The organism is Streptomyces albus subsp. chlorinus (genome assembly GCF_013302895.1).
GTDB classification, from domain to species: domain Bacteria; phylum Actinomycetota; class Actinomycetes; order Streptomycetales; family Streptomycetaceae; genus Streptomyces; species Streptomyces chlorinus.
In genome coordinates this window covers 6,150,804-6,169,222 of record NZ_VJOK01000001.1, presented here as the reverse complement: position 1 = coordinate 6,169,222, position 18,419 = coordinate 6,150,804, and the positions used below count along the sequence as shown (strand labels likewise).

16 protein-coding genes are annotated in these 18,419 nt (G+C 70.9%); 13 read left to right on the top strand and 3 right to left on the bottom strand.

All coding sequences use genetic code 11. From position 1 onward, the window contains the following. Positions 1-74: 74 nt before the first annotated feature. Entirely contained in the window at positions 75-530 is a 456-nt protein-coding gene (locus FM076_RS26765; protein WP_173873453.1) for an SRPBCC family protein, read from the bottom strand. 200 nt (positions 531-730) lie between these two features. On the opposite strand from FM076_RS26765, the gene FM076_RS26760 reads away from it, so the two are divergent. The 3 genes from FM076_RS26760 to hpnR all read left to right on the top strand — a co-directional run bounded on the left by FM076_RS26760 (position 731) and on the right by hpnR (position 3,916). Continuing rightward, entirely contained in the window at positions 731-1,792 is a 1,062-nt protein-coding gene (locus FM076_RS26760; RefSeq protein ID WP_173873452.1) for an Rv2578c family radical SAM protein, read from the top strand. A 12-nt stretch (positions 1,793-1,804) separates the two neighbouring features. Further along, on the top strand, positions 1,805-2,218 hold the full coding sequence (locus FM076_RS26755) for a RidA family protein (protein WP_173873451.1): 414 nt from the start codon (positions 1,805-1,807) through the stop codon (positions 2,216-2,218). Between the two features lie 192 nt (positions 2,219-2,410). Then, positions 2,411-3,916: a hopanoid C-3 methylase HpnR gene (hpnR, locus tag FM076_RS26750; RefSeq protein ID WP_173875035.1), complete on the top strand. Its 1,506-nt coding sequence runs from the start codon at positions 2,411-2,413 to the stop codon at positions 3,914-3,916. Between the two features lie 54 nt (positions 3,917-3,970). On the opposite strand, the gene FM076_RS26745 is transcribed toward hpnR, so the two are convergent. Continuing rightward, on the bottom strand, positions 3,971-4,549 hold the full coding sequence (locus tag FM076_RS26745; RefSeq protein ID WP_180217849.1) for a pyridoxamine 5'-phosphate oxidase family protein: 579 nt from the start codon (positions 4,547-4,549) through the stop codon (positions 3,971-3,973). Between the two features lie 130 nt (positions 4,550-4,679). Then, positions 4,680-5,264: a HEAT repeat domain-containing protein gene (locus FM076_RS26740; protein ID WP_173873450.1), complete on the bottom strand. Its 585-nt coding sequence runs from the start codon at positions 5,262-5,264 to the stop codon at positions 4,680-4,682. Positions 5,265-5,624: 360 nt separating this feature from the next. Between FM076_RS26740 and FM076_RS26735 the strand changes: the two genes are divergently transcribed. From FM076_RS26735 to FM076_RS26690, 10 genes are all read left to right on the top strand, one after another. After that, positions 5,625-7,409 (top strand): 3-hydroxyacyl-CoA dehydrogenase family protein, encoded by a 1,785-nt coding sequence (locus FM076_RS26735; RefSeq protein WP_173873449.1) that lies wholly within the window; start codon positions 5,625-5,627, stop codon positions 7,407-7,409. A gap of 83 nt (positions 7,410-7,492) precedes the next feature. Next, complete coding sequence (locus FM076_RS26730; RefSeq protein ID WP_180217848.1) at positions 7,493-8,284, top strand: TetR family transcriptional regulator; 792 nt, start codon at positions 7,493-7,495, stop codon at positions 8,282-8,284. Between the two features lie 193 nt (positions 8,285-8,477). Next, positions 8,478-9,965 carry an amino acid permease gene (locus tag FM076_RS26725; RefSeq protein WP_173873447.1) on the top strand — a complete coding sequence of 496 codons (1,488 nt, stop codon included), beginning with the start codon at positions 8,478-8,480 and terminating at the stop codon, positions 9,963-9,965. Positions 9,966-10,432: 467 nt separating this feature from the next. Next, entirely contained in the window at positions 10,433-11,770 is a 1,338-nt protein-coding gene (ccrA, locus tag FM076_RS26720; RefSeq protein ID WP_173873446.1) for a crotonyl-CoA carboxylase/reductase, read from the top strand. Positions 11,771-11,779: 9 nt separating this feature from the next. Continuing rightward, positions 11,780-13,876: a protein meaA gene (locus FM076_RS26715; RefSeq protein ID WP_173873445.1), complete on the top strand. Its 2,097-nt coding sequence runs from the start codon at positions 11,780-11,782 to the stop codon at positions 13,874-13,876. After that, a complete protein-coding gene (locus FM076_RS26710; RefSeq protein ID WP_173873444.1) occupies positions 13,877-14,848 on the top strand; it encodes an aldolase/citrate lyase family protein in 972 nt (323 codons plus the stop codon). A gap of 3 nt (positions 14,849-14,851) precedes the next feature. Then, positions 14,852-15,376 carry a MaoC family dehydratase gene (locus FM076_RS26705; RefSeq protein WP_173873443.1) on the top strand — a complete coding sequence of 175 codons (525 nt, stop codon included), beginning with the start codon at positions 14,852-14,854 and terminating at the stop codon, positions 15,374-15,376. Position 15,377: 1 nt separating this feature from the next. Beyond that, positions 15,378-16,592, top strand: coding sequence for an acyl-CoA dehydrogenase family protein (locus FM076_RS26700; RefSeq protein ID WP_173873442.1), 1,215 nt, complete (start codon positions 15,378-15,380; stop codon positions 16,590-16,592). Positions 16,593-16,761: 169 nt separating this feature from the next. Continuing rightward, positions 16,762-17,460: a phosphatidylserine decarboxylase gene (locus FM076_RS26695; RefSeq protein ID WP_243274645.1), complete on the top strand. Its 699-nt coding sequence runs from the start codon at positions 16,762-16,764 to the stop codon at positions 17,458-17,460. Beyond that, the gene (locus tag FM076_RS26690) at positions 17,447-18,352 is read left to right on the top strand and encodes a CDP-alcohol phosphatidyltransferase family protein (protein WP_173873440.1); all 906 of its coding nucleotides are present in this window, start codon (positions 17,447-17,449) and stop codon (positions 18,350-18,352) included. The genes FM076_RS26695 and FM076_RS26690 overlap by 14 nt, the downstream gene beginning before the upstream one ends. Positions 18,353-18,419 lie beyond the last annotated feature (67 nt).

Below are 18,419 nucleotides of genomic sequence, written 5' to 3'. Positions count from 1 at the left end.
ACCACCCGATCCGGTGAGGCGTCCCGCCGGTGACCGACCAGGGGACGGGGGCACCACCGGGTGCGGCCGGGCGGTTACCCGGCCCTGTCCTCCGTCTTCGCCGCCAGCCGCGCCAGCACCTGGTCGTAGATGCGGGCCAGGCCCTTGGGCGCGAAGGTCCGCTCGAAGAACCCGCCGATGCCCCCGGCGCCGTTCCAGACGGAGGTGACGGTCACCCGCGCGGTCTTCTCGCCGCTGCCGGGAGTGACCCGCCAGGTGGTGACCATCGAGGAGTTGCGGTCCTTCTCGACCAGCTCGCCGTCGGCGGGCTCGGTGACCTCCAGCAGGCAGTCGCGGACGCGCTTGCTCGTCGCCTGGAGCTTCCAGTGGACGACCGTGCCCTCGCCGTCGCCGCCCTCGCGCACCTCGTACTCGCTGAACTGCTCGGGCAGCAGTTCGGCCCGGGTCCCGCTGTAGTCGGCGAGCGCGTCGAACACCTCCTCGGGCCCGGCGGCGATCTCCCGCTGCGTGGTCGCCTCGACCTGCGCCATGACTCCTCCTGTGCTGGTCGCCCCGCCTGCCGCGCGGAGCCGAACGATCTGGTGACGGACCAGCGCCCAGCCAATCACCCCCGGCCCGGGCGCCCAAATCCGGCTTGACACGCCCACTGGGAACAGGTGTTCTATTCTGTGGTCCGAGCAAGCGACAGTGCCGCCAGAGGGACGCGACACCACCACCGAGGAGGCCGCACATGCGCTGGGACGAGCTGAGGGACCCGGACGGGAGTGACCCGGCCGCGACGCCCGCCCTCTTCGGCACCTCCGCCGTGACCCGGACGTTCGACACTCCCGAGTTCCGGGGAATGACCTTCCACGAGGTGCGGGCCCGCTCGCTGGTCAACCGGGTCCCCGGCGCCTCGCGCATGCCGTTCGAATGGACGGTGAACCCCTACCGGGGCTGCTCCCACGCGTGCGTCTACTGCTTCGCACGCAAGACCCACAGCTATCTGGACCTGGACACGGGGGCGGGCTTCGACAGCCAGATCGTCGTCAAGGTGAACGCGCCCGAGCTGCTGCGCAAGGAGCTGAGCAGCCCGCGCTGGCGCGGTCAGCACATCGCGATGGGCACGAACGTCGACTGCTACCAGCGCGCTGAGGGGCGCTACCGGTTGATGCCGGGCATTCTGACCGCCCTGCGCGACCACGCGAACCCGTTCTCCATCCTCACCAAGGGCACGCTCATCCTGCGCGACCTCGACCTGCTGCGCTCCGCCGCCGCCGTCACGGACATCGGGATCTCGGTGTCCGTCGGCTTCACGGACGAGGACCTGTGGCGCACCGTCGAGCCGGGCACCCCGGCACCGCAGCGCCGGCTGGACGTCGTCCGGCGGCTGACGGAGCACGGCATTCCCTGCGGGGTGCTGATGGCGCCGGTGATCCCGTTCCTGGGGGACTCCCCGGCACAGTTGCGCACCACCGTGCGGGCCATCGCGGCCGCGGGGGCCACCTCGGTCACCCCGCTGGCGCTGCATCTGCGGCCCGGCGCCCGCGAGTGGTACTTCCGCTGGCTGCACCGGCACCACCCGCGCCTGGTGCGGCACTACGAGGCGCTCTACGCGGACGGCGCCTACGCGCCCAGGTGGTACCAGCGGCGCATCACACGCCAGGTGCACGAACTGGCCGCCGAGTACGGGGTCGGCCCCTCGGCCCCGGGCGCGGCGCGACGGATCGAGCACCCCCGGCCCCAGGCCGGGCCGGACGGGGACGCCCCGGAGCCCGAGGAAACCCGTTGTACGCAGCTCACGCTGCTCTGACAGCATCCGGGCATGTCATCGCTCACCTATGTCACCACCCCCGAAGGTCTCGCCCCCGGAAACGGCTACAGCCACGTCGTGTGGGGCCAGGGCAGCATCGTCGCGATATCCGGTCAGGTCGCCCTCGACGCCAACGGCGAGGTCGTCGGCGAGGACGATCCGGCCGCGCAGGCCGAGCAGGTGTTCGCGAACCTGGCGCGCTGCCTGGAGGAGGCGGGCGCCACGTTCGGTGACGTCGCGAAGTTCACGTTCTTCGTGACGGACCTCGCCGTGATGCCGGCGCTGCGGGCCGCGCGCGACCGGTATATCGACCCCGAGCGGCTGCCCGCGTGCAGTGCCGTGCGGGTCGCCGGGCTCGTCCGGCCCGAACTGCTGATCGAGGTCGAAGCGCTCGCCGTCCTCCCCGCCGGGGCCGCCCCGCGCTGACGCCTGCCACCGGCGCCGACGCCTCTTCCCGGTCGGACGCTCCGGACCTCACGGGCATGACAGGTACAACGGCGTGTCCCAGGACGCATGCGAAGTAAGCGGATAATGTGCGTCGAAGGGGCATTTTCCCCCGGCCACGACCGCACGCCGCCCGCCGCTGTCCGCCCTGCCCTGGAGATCTGGAGCGCCCGTATGCGCCTGATGCTGGTCCACCCGAGCGCACTGATGTACTCGGAGATCTTCCTGCGCCTGGAGCCCCTCGGGCTGGAACGCGTCGCGGCCGCCGCCCGGAACGCCGGTCACCAGGTGCGCGTGGTCGACCTGCAGGTCCTCACGCGCAAGCTGCTGGAGCGCGAGCTGCGGTCCTTCCAGCCCGAGGCGCTGGGCATCTCCCTCAACTACCTGGCGAACATCCCCGAGGCCCTCGACATCGCGCACAGCGCGAAGGCGGCGGCCCCGGGGTGCTTCGTCTTCTTCGGCGGCCACAGCGTCTCCTTCATCGGCGAACACGTCCTCGAACAGGGGCAGGGCGCGGTGGACGCGGTCGCCCGGGGAGAGGGCGAGACCGTGGTCGTGCCGCTGCTGGAGGCGGTGCCGGACGACGCGGCGCACACGGTGCCGGGAGTGGTGACGGCGCAGGGGCGCGGGCCCGCGCCCAAGATGCTGGAGAGCATCGACACCCCGCGCCCCGCCCGCGATCTGATGCGCCACCGCAACCGCTACTTCATCGGCGAGCTGGACCCCTGCGCCTCCATCGAGTTCACCCGCGGCTGCCCCTGGGACTGCTCCTTCTGCTCCGCGTGGACCTTCTACGGCCGCAGCTACCGGCGGGCCGCGCCCGAGGCCGCGGCCGAGGAGATGGCCTCCATCCGCGAGCCCAACGTGTTCATCGTCGACGACGTGGCCTTCATCAAGCCCGACCACGGACACGGCATCGCGGCCGAGATCGAGCGCCGCGGCATCCGCAAGCAGTACTACCTGGAGACCCGCGCGGATGTGCTGCTGCGCAACGAGGACGTCTTCGAGCGGTGGACCCGGCTGGGCCTGCGCTACATGTTCCTCGGCATGGAGGCCCTGGACGCCCAGGGGCTGGACCAGTTCCGCAAGCGCATCAGCCCGGACGAGAACTTCCGCGCGCTGGAGACGGCGCGGCGGCTGGGCATCAGCGTGGCGATCAACCTCATCGTGGACCCGGGCTGGGACGAGGAGCAGTTCCGGCTGGTGCGCGAGTTCGCCCTCGCGGTGCCGGAGATCGTCCATCTGACGGTCATGACGCCGTACCCGGGCACCGAGGTCTGGCACACCGAGGCACGCCAGCTGACCACCCGGGACTACCGGCTCTTCGACATCCAGCACGCCGTGGTGCCCACCCGCCTGCCGCTGAAGGAGTTCTACCGCGAGCTGGTGCGCACCCAGGCGGTCATCCACCGCAAGCACCTGGGACTGCGCACCGCCATCGGCGGCCTGAACATCCTCGGCCGCAACCTTGCGCGCGGCCAGACGAACTTCGCCCGCATGCTGTGGAAGTTCTCCCGGGTCTACAACGCCGACCGCCAGTTCGCCGACCACGCGCGCCCGGTCGCCTACGAGCTGCCGCTGCCCGAGCGGCGCACGGCGGCTCCCGGCCGCAAGGAGCTGTTCGTGCACACGATCGGGCGGGCCGGCACCCGTAGCCAGACCGGGCCGGCCGCGCAGTAGCGCGGCACCCGCCGCCGGTCCCGCCGCCGGTCCTGGCGGCGGTCCTGGCGGCGGTCAGTGAGCCGACTCCTCATCCGGTGGCGCGTCGCCGTCGCCGCGCCGGATGACCCGCAGGGGGTGTCCCGGCCGCCATATGCGCAAGACGATCTCCTCCCGCTCGACGCCGACCCACACCACCTCCTCCACCTCCGCCCGGAAGAGGTGGAACTTCTCGGGGGTGCCGCCGTCCGGGGCGCCCGCCGCCCAGCGTGCGAGCACGTCCGGGGCGGTGACCTCCACCGCGCGCCCCGAGACGCGGACGTCCCCGTCGTCCATCCCGTTGTCCGAGCCGGGGTTGGCGTGCAGGGCGAACCGGTTGTCACGCCGCAGGTCCCGCGCCTTGAGGGAGCCCCACATCATGCCCAGCCACAGCTCCCCCACCCGGAAGTCCGCCTCCAGCCCCGTCAGCCGCGGCGACCCGTCCTTGCGCAGGGTGGCCAGGACGTGGTGCGGGTACTTCCCGAAGCGCTGCTCGACCGCCTCGGCGAACCCGGGCGCCGCCTCGCGGAACTCCGCCCAGCTCACTCCGCACCCCGTGCCGTGCCCACGCCGTTCGCGCCGGACGCGCTGTGCGCGCTGTTCTCGCGTCGTCATGCCGCCACTCTGACGCGGTAACCGGACACCTTCTGTCGGGTATGACGCGGCGGGCAGAGAACGCACGACGGTGCTCGGTGCGGTATCCGTGCGCTTCCGGCCCAGGGGGTGCGGGCAGGTGCGGGCGGCTCTAGGAGGGGATGCGCGCCAGGGCCGCCTTGGCCGAGGGGCACAGCCGGTGGTGCTCGGCGGCGGCGTCCAGCACCGGAATGGCCCGCTTGTCCCCGAGCGCGCCGAGCCCCACCACACACGCCTCCGCGATCGGCCAGTAGTGCAGCGGCCCGATCAGCAGCCGCTGGAGGACCTTGATGAGGGTGGGCACCGACTCCGGTGCGCGGAGCGCCGTGAGCAGGCGCACCGGGTAGAGGGCGTAGGCGGTGCGCAGCTCGTTGGTGGCCAGGGCCGCCGCGGCCTTGGCCGTACGGGGGTCGCGCAGCCGTTCCAGGGCGTGCGCGGCGCTGGCGCAGCGCACCGGATCGCGGTAGTTGAGCATGAAGACGAGGGTCTCGAAGGCCCTCTTGTCGCCGGCCGTGCCCAGCGCGAAGGCGGCGATCTCCCGTGCCCACAGCGGCCGTTCGCTCTCCACCAGCACGGCGGCGAGCTGGTCGCGCGCCTCCGTGCCGCGCTGCCTGGCCAGCGTCACCAGACGTGCGTACTCGACGGGTTCGGCCTCGGGCCGCACTCGGTCGATCAGCGCTCGGAACGCGTCGCCCACTCCGGCTCCCCCTCACGTGCTGAGTCCCACAGCGGTGGAAGTGTTCCTACCCCTGGCTTTCTGGTTACCCACGAGTTACGGTGCTCATCAGAGCGGTACCCCCGCTCAGGCGGTTTGGTGACGCGGCCGCCGAGAGTGACGTCGGTTCGGCAGCGGGCCCGGCGCGCGCCCGAGCCCGTGCGGTCCGCACGGGCCGCCCCGCGGTAGGGCCCCGGGACAGGGCCGTGCGGCGGGGCGTGACCGGTAACTCCCCTGCCCCGCGCGTGTGCACGCCCGCGCGCCCGGTAGTACACGAAACCCTCACCCTCATCAACCGCGCCCCTCTTCCAGGGCCCGTGTCACACCCTCTGGAGTCCCCTGATGGACCGTCCTCCCCTGCGCACGATCGCCGTCGTCGGCCTCGGCACGATGGGTACCGGCATCGCCGATATTCTCGCCCGCGCCGGGCGTGAGGTCATCGGCATTGACACGAACGAAGCAGCCGCGCGGCGGGCGGTTGCCGCGCTGGAGTCGTCCACGGCGCGCTCGGTGGAGCGCGAACGGATGACGCGGAACGAACGCCAGGACGTGCTGGCGCGGTTCCGCGTCTCCACCGGGCTGACGGCCGCCGCCGACGCCGACCTGGTCATCGAGGTGGTGCCCGAGGACTACGACACCAAGTGCCAGGTGTTCGCCGAACTGGACACCGTCGTGCGCCCGGACACGATCCTGGCCACCGGCACCAACGCGCTGTCGGTGACCCGGCTGGCCGCCGACTCCGACCGGCCCGAACGCGTGCTGGGGCTGCACTTCTTCAACCCGGCACCGGCCATGAGGCTGGTCGAGATCGTCTCCTCGGTGCTCACCTCACCGCGGGCGGTGGCCGCCGTCACCGCGCTGGCCAGGGAGCTGGGCAAGGACCCGATCGCGGTCGGCGACCGTCCCGGATTCGTCGCCGACGGGCTGCTGTTCGGCTATCTGAACCAGGCCGCCGCGATGTACGAGTCGCGCTACGCCAGTCGCGAGGACATCGACTCCGCCATGAAACTGGGCTGCGGTCTGCCGATGGGCCCGCTCGCCCTCCTCGATCTGATCGGGATCGACACGGCACGCACCGTCCTGGAGGCGATGTACGCGCAGTCCCGCGAGCGGCTGCACGCCCCGGCGCCCGTGCTGCGCCAGTTGTCCGAGGCCGGGCTGACCGGCCGCAAGGCGGGCCGTGGCTTCTACACCTACGCGGCGCCCGGCAGCGCCGAGGTGGTGCCCGACGCGCTGACCCCCGACCCGGCCGCGTCCGGCGCCGGGGCGCGGCCCGTCGCCTCGGTGGGGGTCGTCGGATCGGGGACGATGGCGACCGGGATCGCCGAGGTCTTCGCCAAGGCCGGCTGTCCCACGGTGCTGGTGGCGCGCAGCGACGGCAAGGCCAAGGCCGCCGTCGAGCGGGTCGGCGCGTCGCTGGACCGCTCGGTGCGCAAGGGGCGGATGACGCCCGGGGACCGGGACGCCGTCATGGCGTCGCTCACCCCGGCGGGCTCGCCGGAGGCGCTCGCCGGAGCCGACCTGGTGGTCGAGGCGGTGGCCGAGGACCTCGGCGTCAAACGGGAGTTGTTCGCCCGGCTGGACGCGGTGTGCAAGCCGGGCGCCGTGCTGGCCACCACCACCTCCTCGCTGCCCGTGGTCGCCTGCGCCCGCGCCACCTCCCGGCCCCAGGACGTCATCGGGATGCACTTCTTCAACCCGGCGCCGGCCATGAGGCTGGTCGAGGTCGTCACCACGGTGCTGACCGCCGAGGACACCCGGGCAACCGTCCACGAGGTGTGCGCGAAGCTGCGCAAGCACCCGGTGGACTGCGGCGACCGCGCGGGCTTCATCGTCAACGCGCTGCTGTTCCCCTATCTGAACAACGCGGTCAAGATGGTGCAGGAGCACTACGCCTCGCCGGACGACATCGACACCGCGATGAAGCTGGGCGGCGGCTACCCGATGGGCCCCTTCGAGCTGTTGGACGTGGTCGGGCTGGACGTCTCGCTCGCCATCGAGCGGGTGCTGCACGAGGAGTTCCGCGACCCGTCCCTGGCTCCGGCTCCCCTGCTGGAGCACCTGGTCTCGGCGGGATGCCTCGGCAGGAAGACGGGGCGCGGCTTCCGTGAGTACGCCCGCCGGTGACCGGCGCCGGCTGGGGCGGGCTGCTCGGTCCGGCGACGGGCGGCCCGTCCCCCGAATCCGTCACGGCGTGTAACGTTCACCACATGCCAGAGCCCGTGAAGAACTCCCGTACGACCAGCACGCGCGCGAACGGCGCCGCATCCCAGCGTCTCAAGGTGCGCCGGGAGTTGGCCGCGGCGGCGATGGAGCTCTTCGCCACGAAGGGTTACGAGGCGACCACGGTGGACGAGATCGCCGCGACGGCGGGCGTCGCGCGCCGGACCTTCTTCCGGCACTTCCGCTCCAAGGAAGAGGCGATCTTCCCGGACCACGACGACACCCTCGTGCGCGCCCAGGCGGTGCTGGAGGCTGCGCCGCCCCACGAGCACCCGCTGGACACCGTGTGCCGCGGCATCAAGGAAGTCATGAAGATGTACGCCGCCTCGCCCAAGGGCAGCGTGGCGCGGTACAAGCTCACGCGTGAGGTGCCCGCGCTGCGGGAGCGGGAGATCGCCTCGGTGGCCCGCTACGAGCGGCTGTTCACCCGCTATCTTCTGGGCCACTTCGACGAGGACGCCCACCGCGACGGCGTCAGCGGCTACGACGAGCCGCTGCTGGCCGAGGTGGCGGCCTCGGCGGTGGTCACCGCGCACAACCACGTGCTGCGGCGCTGGCTGCGCTCGGGCGGCACCGGCGATGTGATGACGCAGCTGGACCACGCCTTCGCCATCGTGCGCCGCACGTTCGGCACCGGTTTCGGCGCGCACCGGCCCGCGGCCGAGCGGCCCGCGGCGACGGTGGAGCGCCGGGACGAGGTGCTGGTGACGGTCGCCCGTACCGACACCCCGCTCGGCGAGATCATGTCCACGATCGAACGCGCGCTCGGCCAGGGCTGACGCCCGCACCCGGCCGGGGCCGGGGCCGGGAGCCGCACCGCCCGGCTTCCGTACGAGGGAGTCGGGTGAATTGCGCCCCGGCCCCCGCCACGCTCCCCGCCGCCCGCCCCGCGAACCGAAACCATGGCGCCTGAGGCGACGTGGAGGTGCGGCAGTGACGGTGGCGCCAGGAGACAGGATTCGCAGGCCGTGGTTGCGGACCAAGTCCGTCGAGGAGTCCATCCTCGACACCGACGACCCGGAGCGGGGGCTCAAGAGGACTCTGTCGGCACTCGATCTGACGGTCTTCGGGGTCGGCGTCGTCATCGGCACCGGGATCTTCGTGCTGACCGGCCAGGTCGCCAGGACGACGGCGGGGCCCTCGGTGGCCATCTCGTTCGCGGCGGCCGGGGCGGTGTGCGCGCTGGCCGCGCTCTGCTACGCCGAGTTCGCCTCCACGGTCCCGGTCGCCGGGTCCGCCTACACGTTCGCGTACGCCTCGCTCGGCGAGCTGCCCGCCTGGATCATCGGCTGGGACCTGGTGCTGGAGCTGGCACTGGGCTGCGCGGTGGTCGCGGTCGGCTGGTCGGGGTATGTCCGCTCGCTGCTGGACAGCATCGGCTGGCACCTGCCGCAGTGGCTCTCGGGCACCAGCGAGGAGACCGGGTTCGGCTTCGATCTGCTGGCCTGTCTGCTGGTGCTGGGGCTGACGGCGATCCTGGTCGTGGGCATGAAGCTGTCGGCCCGCGTCACCTCCACCGTGGTGGCGATCAAGGTGGGGGTGGTGCTGCTGGTCATCGTCGCCGGGGCGTTCTTCGTGACGGCCGACAACTACGACCCGTTCATCCCGCCCGCACAGGGCACCCAGGACTCCGGCTCGGGCTGGGCCGCGCCACTGGTCCAGCTGGTCTCGGGGTACGAGCCGACCACGTTCGGCGTGATGGGGATCTTCACCGCGGCGGCCGTGGTCTTCTTCGCCTTCATCGGCTTCGACGTGGTGGCCACCGCCGCCGAGGAGACCCGCAACCCGCAGCGCGACATGCCCCGCGGCATCCTCGGCTCGCTGGTGATCTGCACGGTGCTGTACGTGGCGGTCTCGATCGTGGTCACCGGCATGCGCAAGTACACGAAGCTGACGGTGGACGCCCCGCTGGCGGACGCGTTCAAGGCCGTCGACCAGCCGTTCTGGGCCGGGCTGATCAGCTTCGGCGCCGCGGTCGGGCTGACGACCGTGTGCATGATCCTGCTGCTGGGCCAGTCCCGGGTCTTCTTCGCGATGAGCCGGGACGGGCTGCTGCCGCGCTTCTTCTCCCGCGTCCACCCGCGCTTCGGCACGCCCTACCGCTCCACGGTGCTGCTGGGAGCCGTGGTGGCCGTGGTGGCGGGCTTCGTCAGCCTCTCCGAGCTGGCGGAACTGGTCAACATCGGGACGCTGTTCGCGTTCGTCGTGGTGGCGCTGGGCGTCGTCCTCCTGCGGCGGAACCGGCCGGACCTGCCCCGCGCCTTCCGCGCGCCCCTGGTCCCCCTGCTGCCCTCCGCCTCGGTGCTGGCCTCACTGTGGCTGATGCTCAACCTCCCCGCCGAGACGTGGGCGCGGTTCGGGGCCTGGATGGCGCTGGGCGGGGTGCTGTACGCGGTCTACGGGCGGCGGCGCAGCCGACTGCGCCGGGGCGAGGAGCCGAGGCCGCACCACGTCCCGTGAGGGGCGCGCCCCGGGACGCCGCTGCGCACACGCACCCCCGGCACCTCGTGCCAGGGGATGAGGCACGCGCCTGACACGTGGTGCCGGAAAGGGGGCGCCTCCGCGCGGCCGGGCGTGCACCGCGTCCGCAGGCCGGCGACCGGATCAGTCCGTCCCCGCGATCACGGGTCTGTGACCTGGCCTTCGTCCCGGACTGATCGATCATCGCTCAGATGAGTCACGTAGTCACCATGTGAGAATTCACGGCACGCGGTGTCTTGTGCGCTGGCACTGGGTGTCATACCTTGGCTCCAGTCCGGGCGCTGTCCCCGCGGTGAACCCCCGCGTCGTCCCGGACCGCTCGGCGTCACGAGCGACCGCGCACACCCGCGCGCCCAGTACCGGCCGAACCGACGGCACTGCCTCACAACCGACGACCCCTCAAGCGTTCGGACCTCCCCAACTTCGCGCTTCGCCGGAGGCACACCGTGAACCAGATCCTCGACGCGATCCTCGCGTCCGACACCTCGCCGCAGGACTTCGCCGCCCTGCCCCTCCCCGAGTCCTACCGTGCCGTGACCGTCCACAAGGACGAGGCCGACATGTTCGCGGGGCTGGAGACCCGGGACAAGGACCCGCGCAAGTCGCTGCACCTGGACGAGGTGCCCGTGCCCGAACTCGGCCCGGGCGAGGCCCTGGTGGCCGTGATGGCCTCCTCGGTCAACTACAACTCGGTGTGGACCTCGATCTTCGAACCCCTGTCCACGTTCGCGTTCCTGGAGCGGTACGGCCGCCTCTCGCCGCTGGCCAAGCGGCACGACTTGCCGTACCACATCATCGGCTCCGACCTGGCGGGCGTGGTGCTGCGCACCGGCGCGGGCGTCAACTCCTGGAAGCCGGGCGACGAGGTGGTGGCCCACTGCCTCTCCGTCGAACTGGAGTCCGCCGACGGGCACGACGACACGATGCTCGATCCCGAGCAGCGCATCTGGGGCTTCGAGACCAACTTCGGCGGACTCGCCGAGATCGCCCTGGTCAAGTCCAACCAGCTGATGCCCAAGCCCGACCACCTCAGCTGGGAGGAGGCCGCGGCCCCCGGCCTGGTCAACTCCACCGCCTACCGCCAGCTCGTCTCGCGCAACGGCGCCGGCATGAAGCAGGGCGACAACGTCCTCATCTGGGGCGCCAGCGGCGGTCTGGGCTCGTACGCCACCCAGTTCGCGCTGGCCGGCGGCGCCAACCCGATCTGCGTGGTCTCCAGCGAGGACAAGGCCGGGATCTGCCGCAGGATGGGCGCCGAGGCGATCATCGACCGCAGGGCCGAGGGCTACCGGTTCTGGAAGGACGAGCACAACCAGGACCCGAAGGAGTGGAAGCGCTTCGGCAAGCGCATCCGCGAACTGACCGGCGGCGAGGACGTCGACATCGTCTTCGAGCACCCGGGGCGCGAGACCTTCGGCGCGAGCGTCTACGTCACCCGCAAGGGCGGCACCATCGTCACCTGCGCCTCCACCTCGGGCTACGAGCACGTCTACGACAACCGCTACCTGTGGATGTCGCTGAAGCGGATCATCGGCTCGCACTTCGCCAACTACCGCGAGGCGTGGGAGGCCAACCGGCTCATAGCCAAGGGCAAGATCCATCCGACGCTCTCGAAGACGTACCCGCTGGAGGAGACCGGGCAGGCCGCGCACGACGTGCACCGCAACGTCCACCAGGGCAAGGTCGGCGTGCTGTGCCTCTCCCCCGAGGAGGGCCTGGGCGTGCGGGACGAGGCCAAGCGGGCACAGCACATCGACGCCATCAACCGCTTCCGGAACGTCTGAGGGCGCACCATGACCGAGCCTCCCACAGAGCGCCGGAAGGACCGTCCCTGGCTGATGCGGACCTACGCGGGGCACTCGTCCGCCGAGGCGTCCAACGCGCTGTACCGGCGCAACCTCGCCAAGGGCCAGACCGGGCTGTCCGTCGCCTTCGACCTGCCCACCCAGACCGGGTACGACCCCGACCACGTCCTCGCCCGCGGCGAGGTGGGCCGGGTCGGGGTCCCGGTGGCCCACCTGGGGGACATGCGCCGGCTCTTCGACGGCATCCCGCTGGAGAAGATGAACACCTCCATGACCATCAACGCCACGGCCATGTGGCTGCTGGCGCTCTACCAGGTGGTCGCGGAGGAACAGGGCGTCGACATCGCGCAGCTCCAGGGCACCACGCAGAACGACATCGTCAAGGAGTACCTCTCCCGCGGGACGCACGTCTTCCCGCCGGGCCCCTCGCTGCGGCTGACGACCGACATGATCGCCTACACGGTCGCCCACATGCCCAGGTGGAACCCGGTCAACATCTGCAGCTACCACCTCCAGGAGGCCGGAGCCACCCCGGTCCAGGAGATCAGCTACGCGATGGCGACGGCCGTCGCGGTGCTGGACGCGGTCCGCGACAGCGGGCAGGTGCCGGCCGAGGAGTTCGGGCGGGTGGTCGGGCGGATCTCCTTCTTCGTGAACGCGGGCGTCCGCTTCATCGAGGAGATGTGCAAGATGCGGGCCTTCACCCGCGTCTGGGACAGGATCACCCGCGAGCGCTACGGCATCACCGACCCCAAGCAGCGCCGCTTCCGCTACGGGGTGCAGGTCAACTCGCTGGGCCTGACCGAGGCGCAGCCGGAGAACAACGTGCAGCGCATCGTGCTGGAGATGCTGGCCGTCACCCTCTCCAAGGACGCCCGCGCCCGCGCCGTCCAGCTCCCGGCCTGGAACGAGGCGCTGGGCCTGCCCCGGCCCTGGGACCAGCAGTGGTCGCTGCGCATCCAGCAGGTACTGGCACACGAGAGCGATCTGCTGGAGTACGAGGACATCTTCACCGGGTCGCACGTGGTCGAGGAGAAGGTGGCCGCGCTGGTGGCCGACGCGCTGGCCGAGATGGAGCGGATCGAGGAGATGGGCGGGGTGATGGCGGCCGTCGAGTCCGGCTACCTCAAGTCCCGGCTGGTGGCCTCGCACGCCGAGCGCAGGGCCCGGATCGAGTCGGGCGAGGAGAGGATCGTCGGCGTCAACTGCTTCGAGGCGACGGAACCGAGCCCGCTGACCGCCGACCTGGACACCGCGATCCTGACGGTGGACCCGGCCGGCGAGGCCGCCACGGTGGAGGCCGTCAAGCGCTGGCGGCAGACCCGGGACGAACCCTTCTGGCGGGAGGGCAACCGCGACCCGGGCCTCTACCCCAGCGTCCGGCAGGCCCTGGCCATGCTGCGCGAGGCGGCGGCCGACGGCACCAATCTGATGGAGGCCACGCTGGAGTGCGCCCGCGCCGGGGTGACCACCGGGGAGTGGGCCGGCGCGCTGCGCGAGGTCTTCGGCGAGTTCCGGGCGCCCACGGGCGTGTCCTCGGCGCCGGTCGCGGTCGGCGCCGAGGAGGGCTCCGAACTGGCCGCGGTACGGGAGAAGGCGGCGCGCACGGCCGCGGAACTGGGGGTGGGGAAGCTGCGGCTGCTGGTGGGCAAGCCGGGGCTCGACGGCCACAGCAACGGCGCCGAACAGATCGCCGTACGGGCCCGGGACGCGGGCTTCGAGGTGGTCTACCAGGGCATCAGGCTCACCCCGGAGGAGATCGTCGCGGCGGCCGTGGCCGAGGACGTGCACTGCGTGGGCCTGTCCATCCTCTCCGGCTCGCACGCCGAACTGGTGCCCGACGTGCTGGAGCGGATGCGGAAGGCGGGGGCGGGCGACGTGCCCGTGATCGTGGGCGGGATCATCCCGTCGGCGGACGCGCGGGCGCTGCGGGAGGCGGGGGTCGCCGCCGTCTTCACCCCGAAGGACTTCGGGATCACCGGGATCATCGGCCGTATCGTCGATCAGATCCGGATCCGGCACGCGCTCGAGGTGAGCGATCCGGCCGAGGAGTTCGGCCGGCGAGAACCAGTGGAGGTCAAGTAAGTGAGCAGCGAGACCCAGCCGCGCGCCCTCCGTCCGCGCCGGTCCTGCCTGGCGGTGCCCGGCAGCAACCCGCGGTTCTTGGAGAAGGCGCAGGGCCTCCCCGCCGACCAGGTCTTCCTCGACCTGGAGGACGCGTGTGCGCCGCTGGCCAAGCCGGAGGCACGGCACACCGTCGTGAAGTTCCTCAACGAGGGCGACTGGAGCGGCAAGACCCGCGTGGTACGGGTCAACGACTGGACCACCGAGTGGACCTACCGCGACGTGGTCACCGTCGTGGAGGGCGCCGGAGCGAACCTCGACTGCGTGATGCTGCCCAAGGTGCAGGACGCGGCGCAGATCCAGGCGCTGGACATGCTGCTGACGCAGATCGAGAAGACGACGGGCCTGGAAGTGGGCCGCATCGGCATCGAGGCCCAGATCGAGAACGCCAGGGGCCTGGTCAACGTCGACGAGATCGCCGGCGCCTCGCCCCGGATGGAGACCATCGTCTTCGGCCCGGCCGACTTCATGGCCTCCATCAACATGAAGTCGCTGGTGGTGGGCGAGCAGCCGCCGGGCTACCCGGCCGACGCCTACCACTACATCCTGATGCGGATCCTGATGGCGGCCCGGACCCACGACCTCCAGGCCATCGACGGGCCCTACCTCCAGATCCGCGACGTGGAGGGCTACCGGAAGGTCGCCCAGCGGGCCGCGGCCCTCGGCTTCGACGGCAAGTGGGTGCTGCACCCGGGCCAGGTCGAGGCGTCCAACGAGGTCTTCTCCCCCTCCCAGGAGGACTACGACCACGCCGAGATGATCCTGGACGCGTACGCGTACTACACCTCCGAGGCCGGGGGGAAGAAGGGTTCGGCGATGCTCGGGGACGAGATGATCGACGAGGCCAGCCGCAAGATGGCCCTGGTCGTCTCCGGCAAGGGCCGGGCCGCCGGGATGAAGCGGACCACCTCCTTCACCCCTCCGGAGGGCTGAGCGATGCGGTTCGGACGCACCTTCGAGGAGTTCACGGTCGGGGACACCTACAAGCACTGGCCGGGCAAGACGGTCACCGAGTACGACGACCATCTGTTCTGCCTGCTCACCATGAACCACCACCCGCTGCACATGGACAGCAACTACGCCGGGGCGACGACCGACTTCGGGAAGAACGTGGTGGTGGGCAACTACGTCTACTCGCTGCTGCTGGGGATGTCGGTGCCGGACGTGTCAGGCAAGGCCATCGCCAACCTGGAGATCGAGTCGCTGCGGCACGTGGCGCCGACCTTCCACGGCGACACCCTCTACGGCGAGACGACGGTCCTGGACAAGACGCCGTCCAGGTCCAGGAGCGACCGCGGCATCGTGCACGTGGAGACCAAGGGCTACAAGCAGGACGGCACGCTCGTGTGCGTCTTCCGGCGCAAGGTGATGGTGCCCACCCAGGCGTACATCGAGGAGCGCGGCGGAGAGCAGCCGGGCCGCCCCGCGTTGCGGGAGCCCGAGCCGAAGGGCGGTAGGTGACATGGGGCGGCTGGCGCAGACCGAGGGTCTCACGGAGATACAGCGGGAAATCGTCTCGACGGTTCGGAGTTTCGTCGACAAGGAGATTCTCCCGGTCGCCACGGAACTGGAGCACAAGGACGAGTACCCGGCGCAGATCGTCGAGGGCCTGAAGGAACTGGGCCTCTTCGGGCTGATGATTCCCGAGGAGTACGGCGGGCTGGGTGAGTCGCTGCTCACCTACGCGCTGTGCGTGGAGGAGATCGCCCGGGGCTGGATGAGCGTCTCGGGCATCATCAACACCCACTTCATCGTGGCGTACATGCTCAAGCAGCACGGCACGCAGGAGCAGAAGGACCATTTCCTGCCGAGAATGGCCACCGGCGAGATCCGCGGCGCCTTCTCCATGTCGGAGCCGGGCCTGGGCTCGGACGTCTCGGCCATCACATCCAAGGGCGTGCGCGCGGACGACGGCTCGGGGGACTTCCTGCTGACCGGGCAGAAGATGTGGCTGACCAACGGGGGCTCCTCCACCCTGGTGGCCGTCCTGTGCCGGACGGACGAGGGCCACCCGGAGGGAACACCTCCGCACAAGTCGATGACGACGTTCCTGGTGGAGAAGGAGCCCGGTTTCGGCCAGGTCAAGCCCGGTCTCACCATCCCCGGCAAGATCGAGAAGATGGGCTACAAGGGCGTCGACACGACCGAGCTGGTCATGGACGACCTGCGGGTTCCCGCCGACCGGGTGCTGGGCGGACACACGGGCCGGGGTTTCTACCACATGATGGACGGCGTCGAGGTGGGCCGGGTCAATGTCGCCGCACGTGGTTGCGGGGTCGCGCAGCGTGCCTTCGAGCTGGGAATCGACTACGCCCAGCAGCGCCACACGTTTGGCAAACCCATCGCCGGGCATCAGGCCATCCAGTTCAAATTGGCCGAGATGGCCACCAAGGTCGAGGCGGCCCACGCCCTGATGGTGGGTGCGGCCCGCAAGAAGGACTCAGGTCAACGCAACGACCTGGAGGCGGGGATGGCGAAATATCTCGCCTCCGAGTACTGCAAGGAGGTCGTGGAGGACGCCTTCCGTATCCACGGCGGGTACGGTTTCAGCAAGGAATACGAGATCGAGCGGCTCTACCGGGAGGCGCCGATGCTCCTCATCGGCGAAGGGACCGCGGAGATCCAGAAGATGATCGTGGGCCGCCGCCTCCTGGAGGAGTACCGCACCCAGGGCTGATTGTCCTTTTCGGGGTGTTTTCTTGGGGATCAAGATCACACCCCGAACCGGGACTTCGGCCATTGACTGGCCCGCTGGCTTGCCCAGTTGCCGTCAGAAACCGATAGCATCCCGGGAAAGCCGCCGTCCCCTGTCACCTACGCGGCTCCCTCCGCTACGAAGGTCATTCATGCCCCACAGTCCATCCACTGCACCCAGCGGCTCATCCCTGCCCGGTCCGGCTTCCGGCGCGGCCGGCGTGCCCGCCACGCCCCGCGTGCGGCTCGCCCGCGGAGCGTCGCCGTGGCTCGTACCGACCCTCGCCACGGCGGCCCTCAGCCTGGCCCGTGCGCGCAGGTCGCCACGTGCCGCGCTGGTCGCCGTCCCGGCGACGGCGCTCGCGGCCGGGATGCTGTGGTTCTTCCGGGACCCGGAGCGGGAAATCGGCCAGGGCCGGGTGCTCTCCCCGGCAGACGGCGTGGTGCAGAGCATCATGCCGTGGCAGGACGGCCGGACCCGCGTCGCCATCTTCATGAGCCCGCTGAACGTCCATGTCAACCGCGCGCCGCTCGCCGGCACGGTGACGTCCGTCGAGCACATCCCCGGCGGCTACGTTCCCGCGTTCAACAAGGAGAGCGAGAACAACGAGCGCGTCGTCTGGCACTTCGACACCGAGCTGGGTGACATCGAGATGGTCCAGATCGCCGGCGCCGTGGCCCGGCGGATCGTCCCGTACGTCCCCAGCGGTGCGAAGGTGGAGCAGGGGGAGCGGCTCGGGCTGATCAGGTTCGGCTCGCGTGTGGACGTCTACCTCCCCGACGGAGTCGAGCCGGCCGTGGAGGTCGGCCAGACCACGACAGCGGGGGTGACTCGCCTTGACCGTGATTGATCCCGACGCACAGCCGGCCTGGGCGCCCGGTGCCGAGCGGTCCGCCGCCCGGGACGCCGACTTCGACGAGTTCACCGGTGACGGCTTCGACGACGACGCCGACGACGAGATGCCGCTCTCGACCCGCCTGTCGATTGCGGACACCCTGACGCTCGGCAACGCCACCTGCGGCTTCATGGCCGTGTACTTCACCACCACCGGCGTCCTCATCCCGCATCTGACGGGCAGCGAGGACGGCGGCATGGCCCGGCACAGCGCGGCCACGGCCGTGGTGCTGATGCTGATGGCGGCCGTCTTCGACCTGTTCGACGGGCTCGTCGCCCGCAAGCTGCGCAGCTCGGCGATGGGCGCCGAGCTGGACAACCTCTCCGACCTGATCAGCTTCGGGCTGGCCCCGGCCTACTTCGTGGCCGTCTGGGGCATGGTCGCCACGGACGCCAACCAGCGGGTCTCGGTGGTCGCCGCGGTCGTGGTGCTGCTGGCGGTGGTGCTGCGGCTTGCGCGGTTCTCCTGCGTGCCCATGCGGAACGGGATGTTCCAGGGCATGCCGGGACCCTTCGGCGCGCTGACCGTCATCTCGATCGTGCTGCTGGAGCTGCCGTTCGTGCCGACCGCGCTCGGCATCCTGGGCGTCGCCTGGCTGATGGTCAGCCGCGTCGAGTACCCCAAGCCGCGGGGCCGGCTCGCGGTGGCCATGCTCTGCTGGATCGTGCTGAGCATGGGGCTGCTGGCCTCCTGGGCGTTCGACGCCCCCGGCGGTGAGCTGCTGCTCCAGACCGGCTGCGCCCTCCAGGTGGTGCTGGGAGCCGTCATCCCGCTGTTCGCCACGGCGCGCCGGGTGAACACCTTCCGCGACAACCGCCGCGAGGCACGTGCCGCCGCCCAGGGCTGAGCGGCACGGACGGATACGAGAGACCGGATACGGGTGAGGGGCCCGCCACCTGGTGGCGGGCCCCTCA

Bases quoted from the DNA above. Each gene is read 5' to 3' on its own strand.
- FM076_RS26700 (WP_173873442.1), top strand. From the start codon at position 15,378: ATGGGGCGGCTGGCGCAGACCGAGGGTCTCACGGAGATACAGCGGGAA.
- FM076_RS26695 (WP_243274645.1), top strand. From the start codon at position 16,762: ATGCCCCACAGTCCATCCACTGCACCCAGCGGCTCATCCCTGCCCGGT.
- hpnR (WP_173875035.1), top strand. From the start codon at position 2,411: ATGCGCCTGATGCTGGTCCACCCGAGCGCACTGATGTACTCGGAGATC.
- FM076_RS26705 (WP_173873443.1), top strand. From the start codon at position 14,852: ATGCGGTTCGGACGCACCTTCGAGGAGTTCACGGTCGGGGACACCTAC.
- FM076_RS26735 (WP_173873449.1), top strand. From the start codon at position 5,625: ATGGACCGTCCTCCCCTGCGCACGATCGCCGTCGTCGGCCTCGGCACG.
- FM076_RS26715 (WP_173873445.1), top strand. From the start codon at position 11,780: ATGACCGAGCCTCCCACAGAGCGCCGGAAGGACCGTCCCTGGCTGATG.
- FM076_RS26760 (WP_173873452.1), top strand. From the start codon at position 731: ATGCGCTGGGACGAGCTGAGGGACCCGGACGGGAGTGACCCGGCCGCG.
- FM076_RS26765 (WP_173873453.1), bottom strand. From the start codon at position 530: ATGGCGCAGGTCGAGGCGACCACGCAGCGGGAGATCGCCGCCGGGCCC.
- FM076_RS26755 (WP_173873451.1), top strand. From the start codon at position 1,805: ATGTCATCGCTCACCTATGTCACCACCCCCGAAGGTCTCGCCCCCGGA.
- FM076_RS26730 (WP_180217848.1), top strand. From the start codon at position 7,493: ATGCCAGAGCCCGTGAAGAACTCCCGTACGACCAGCACGCGCGCGAAC.
- FM076_RS26745 (WP_180217849.1), bottom strand. From the start codon at position 4,549: ATGACGACGCGAGAACAGCGCGCACAGCGCGTCCGGCGCGAACGGCGT.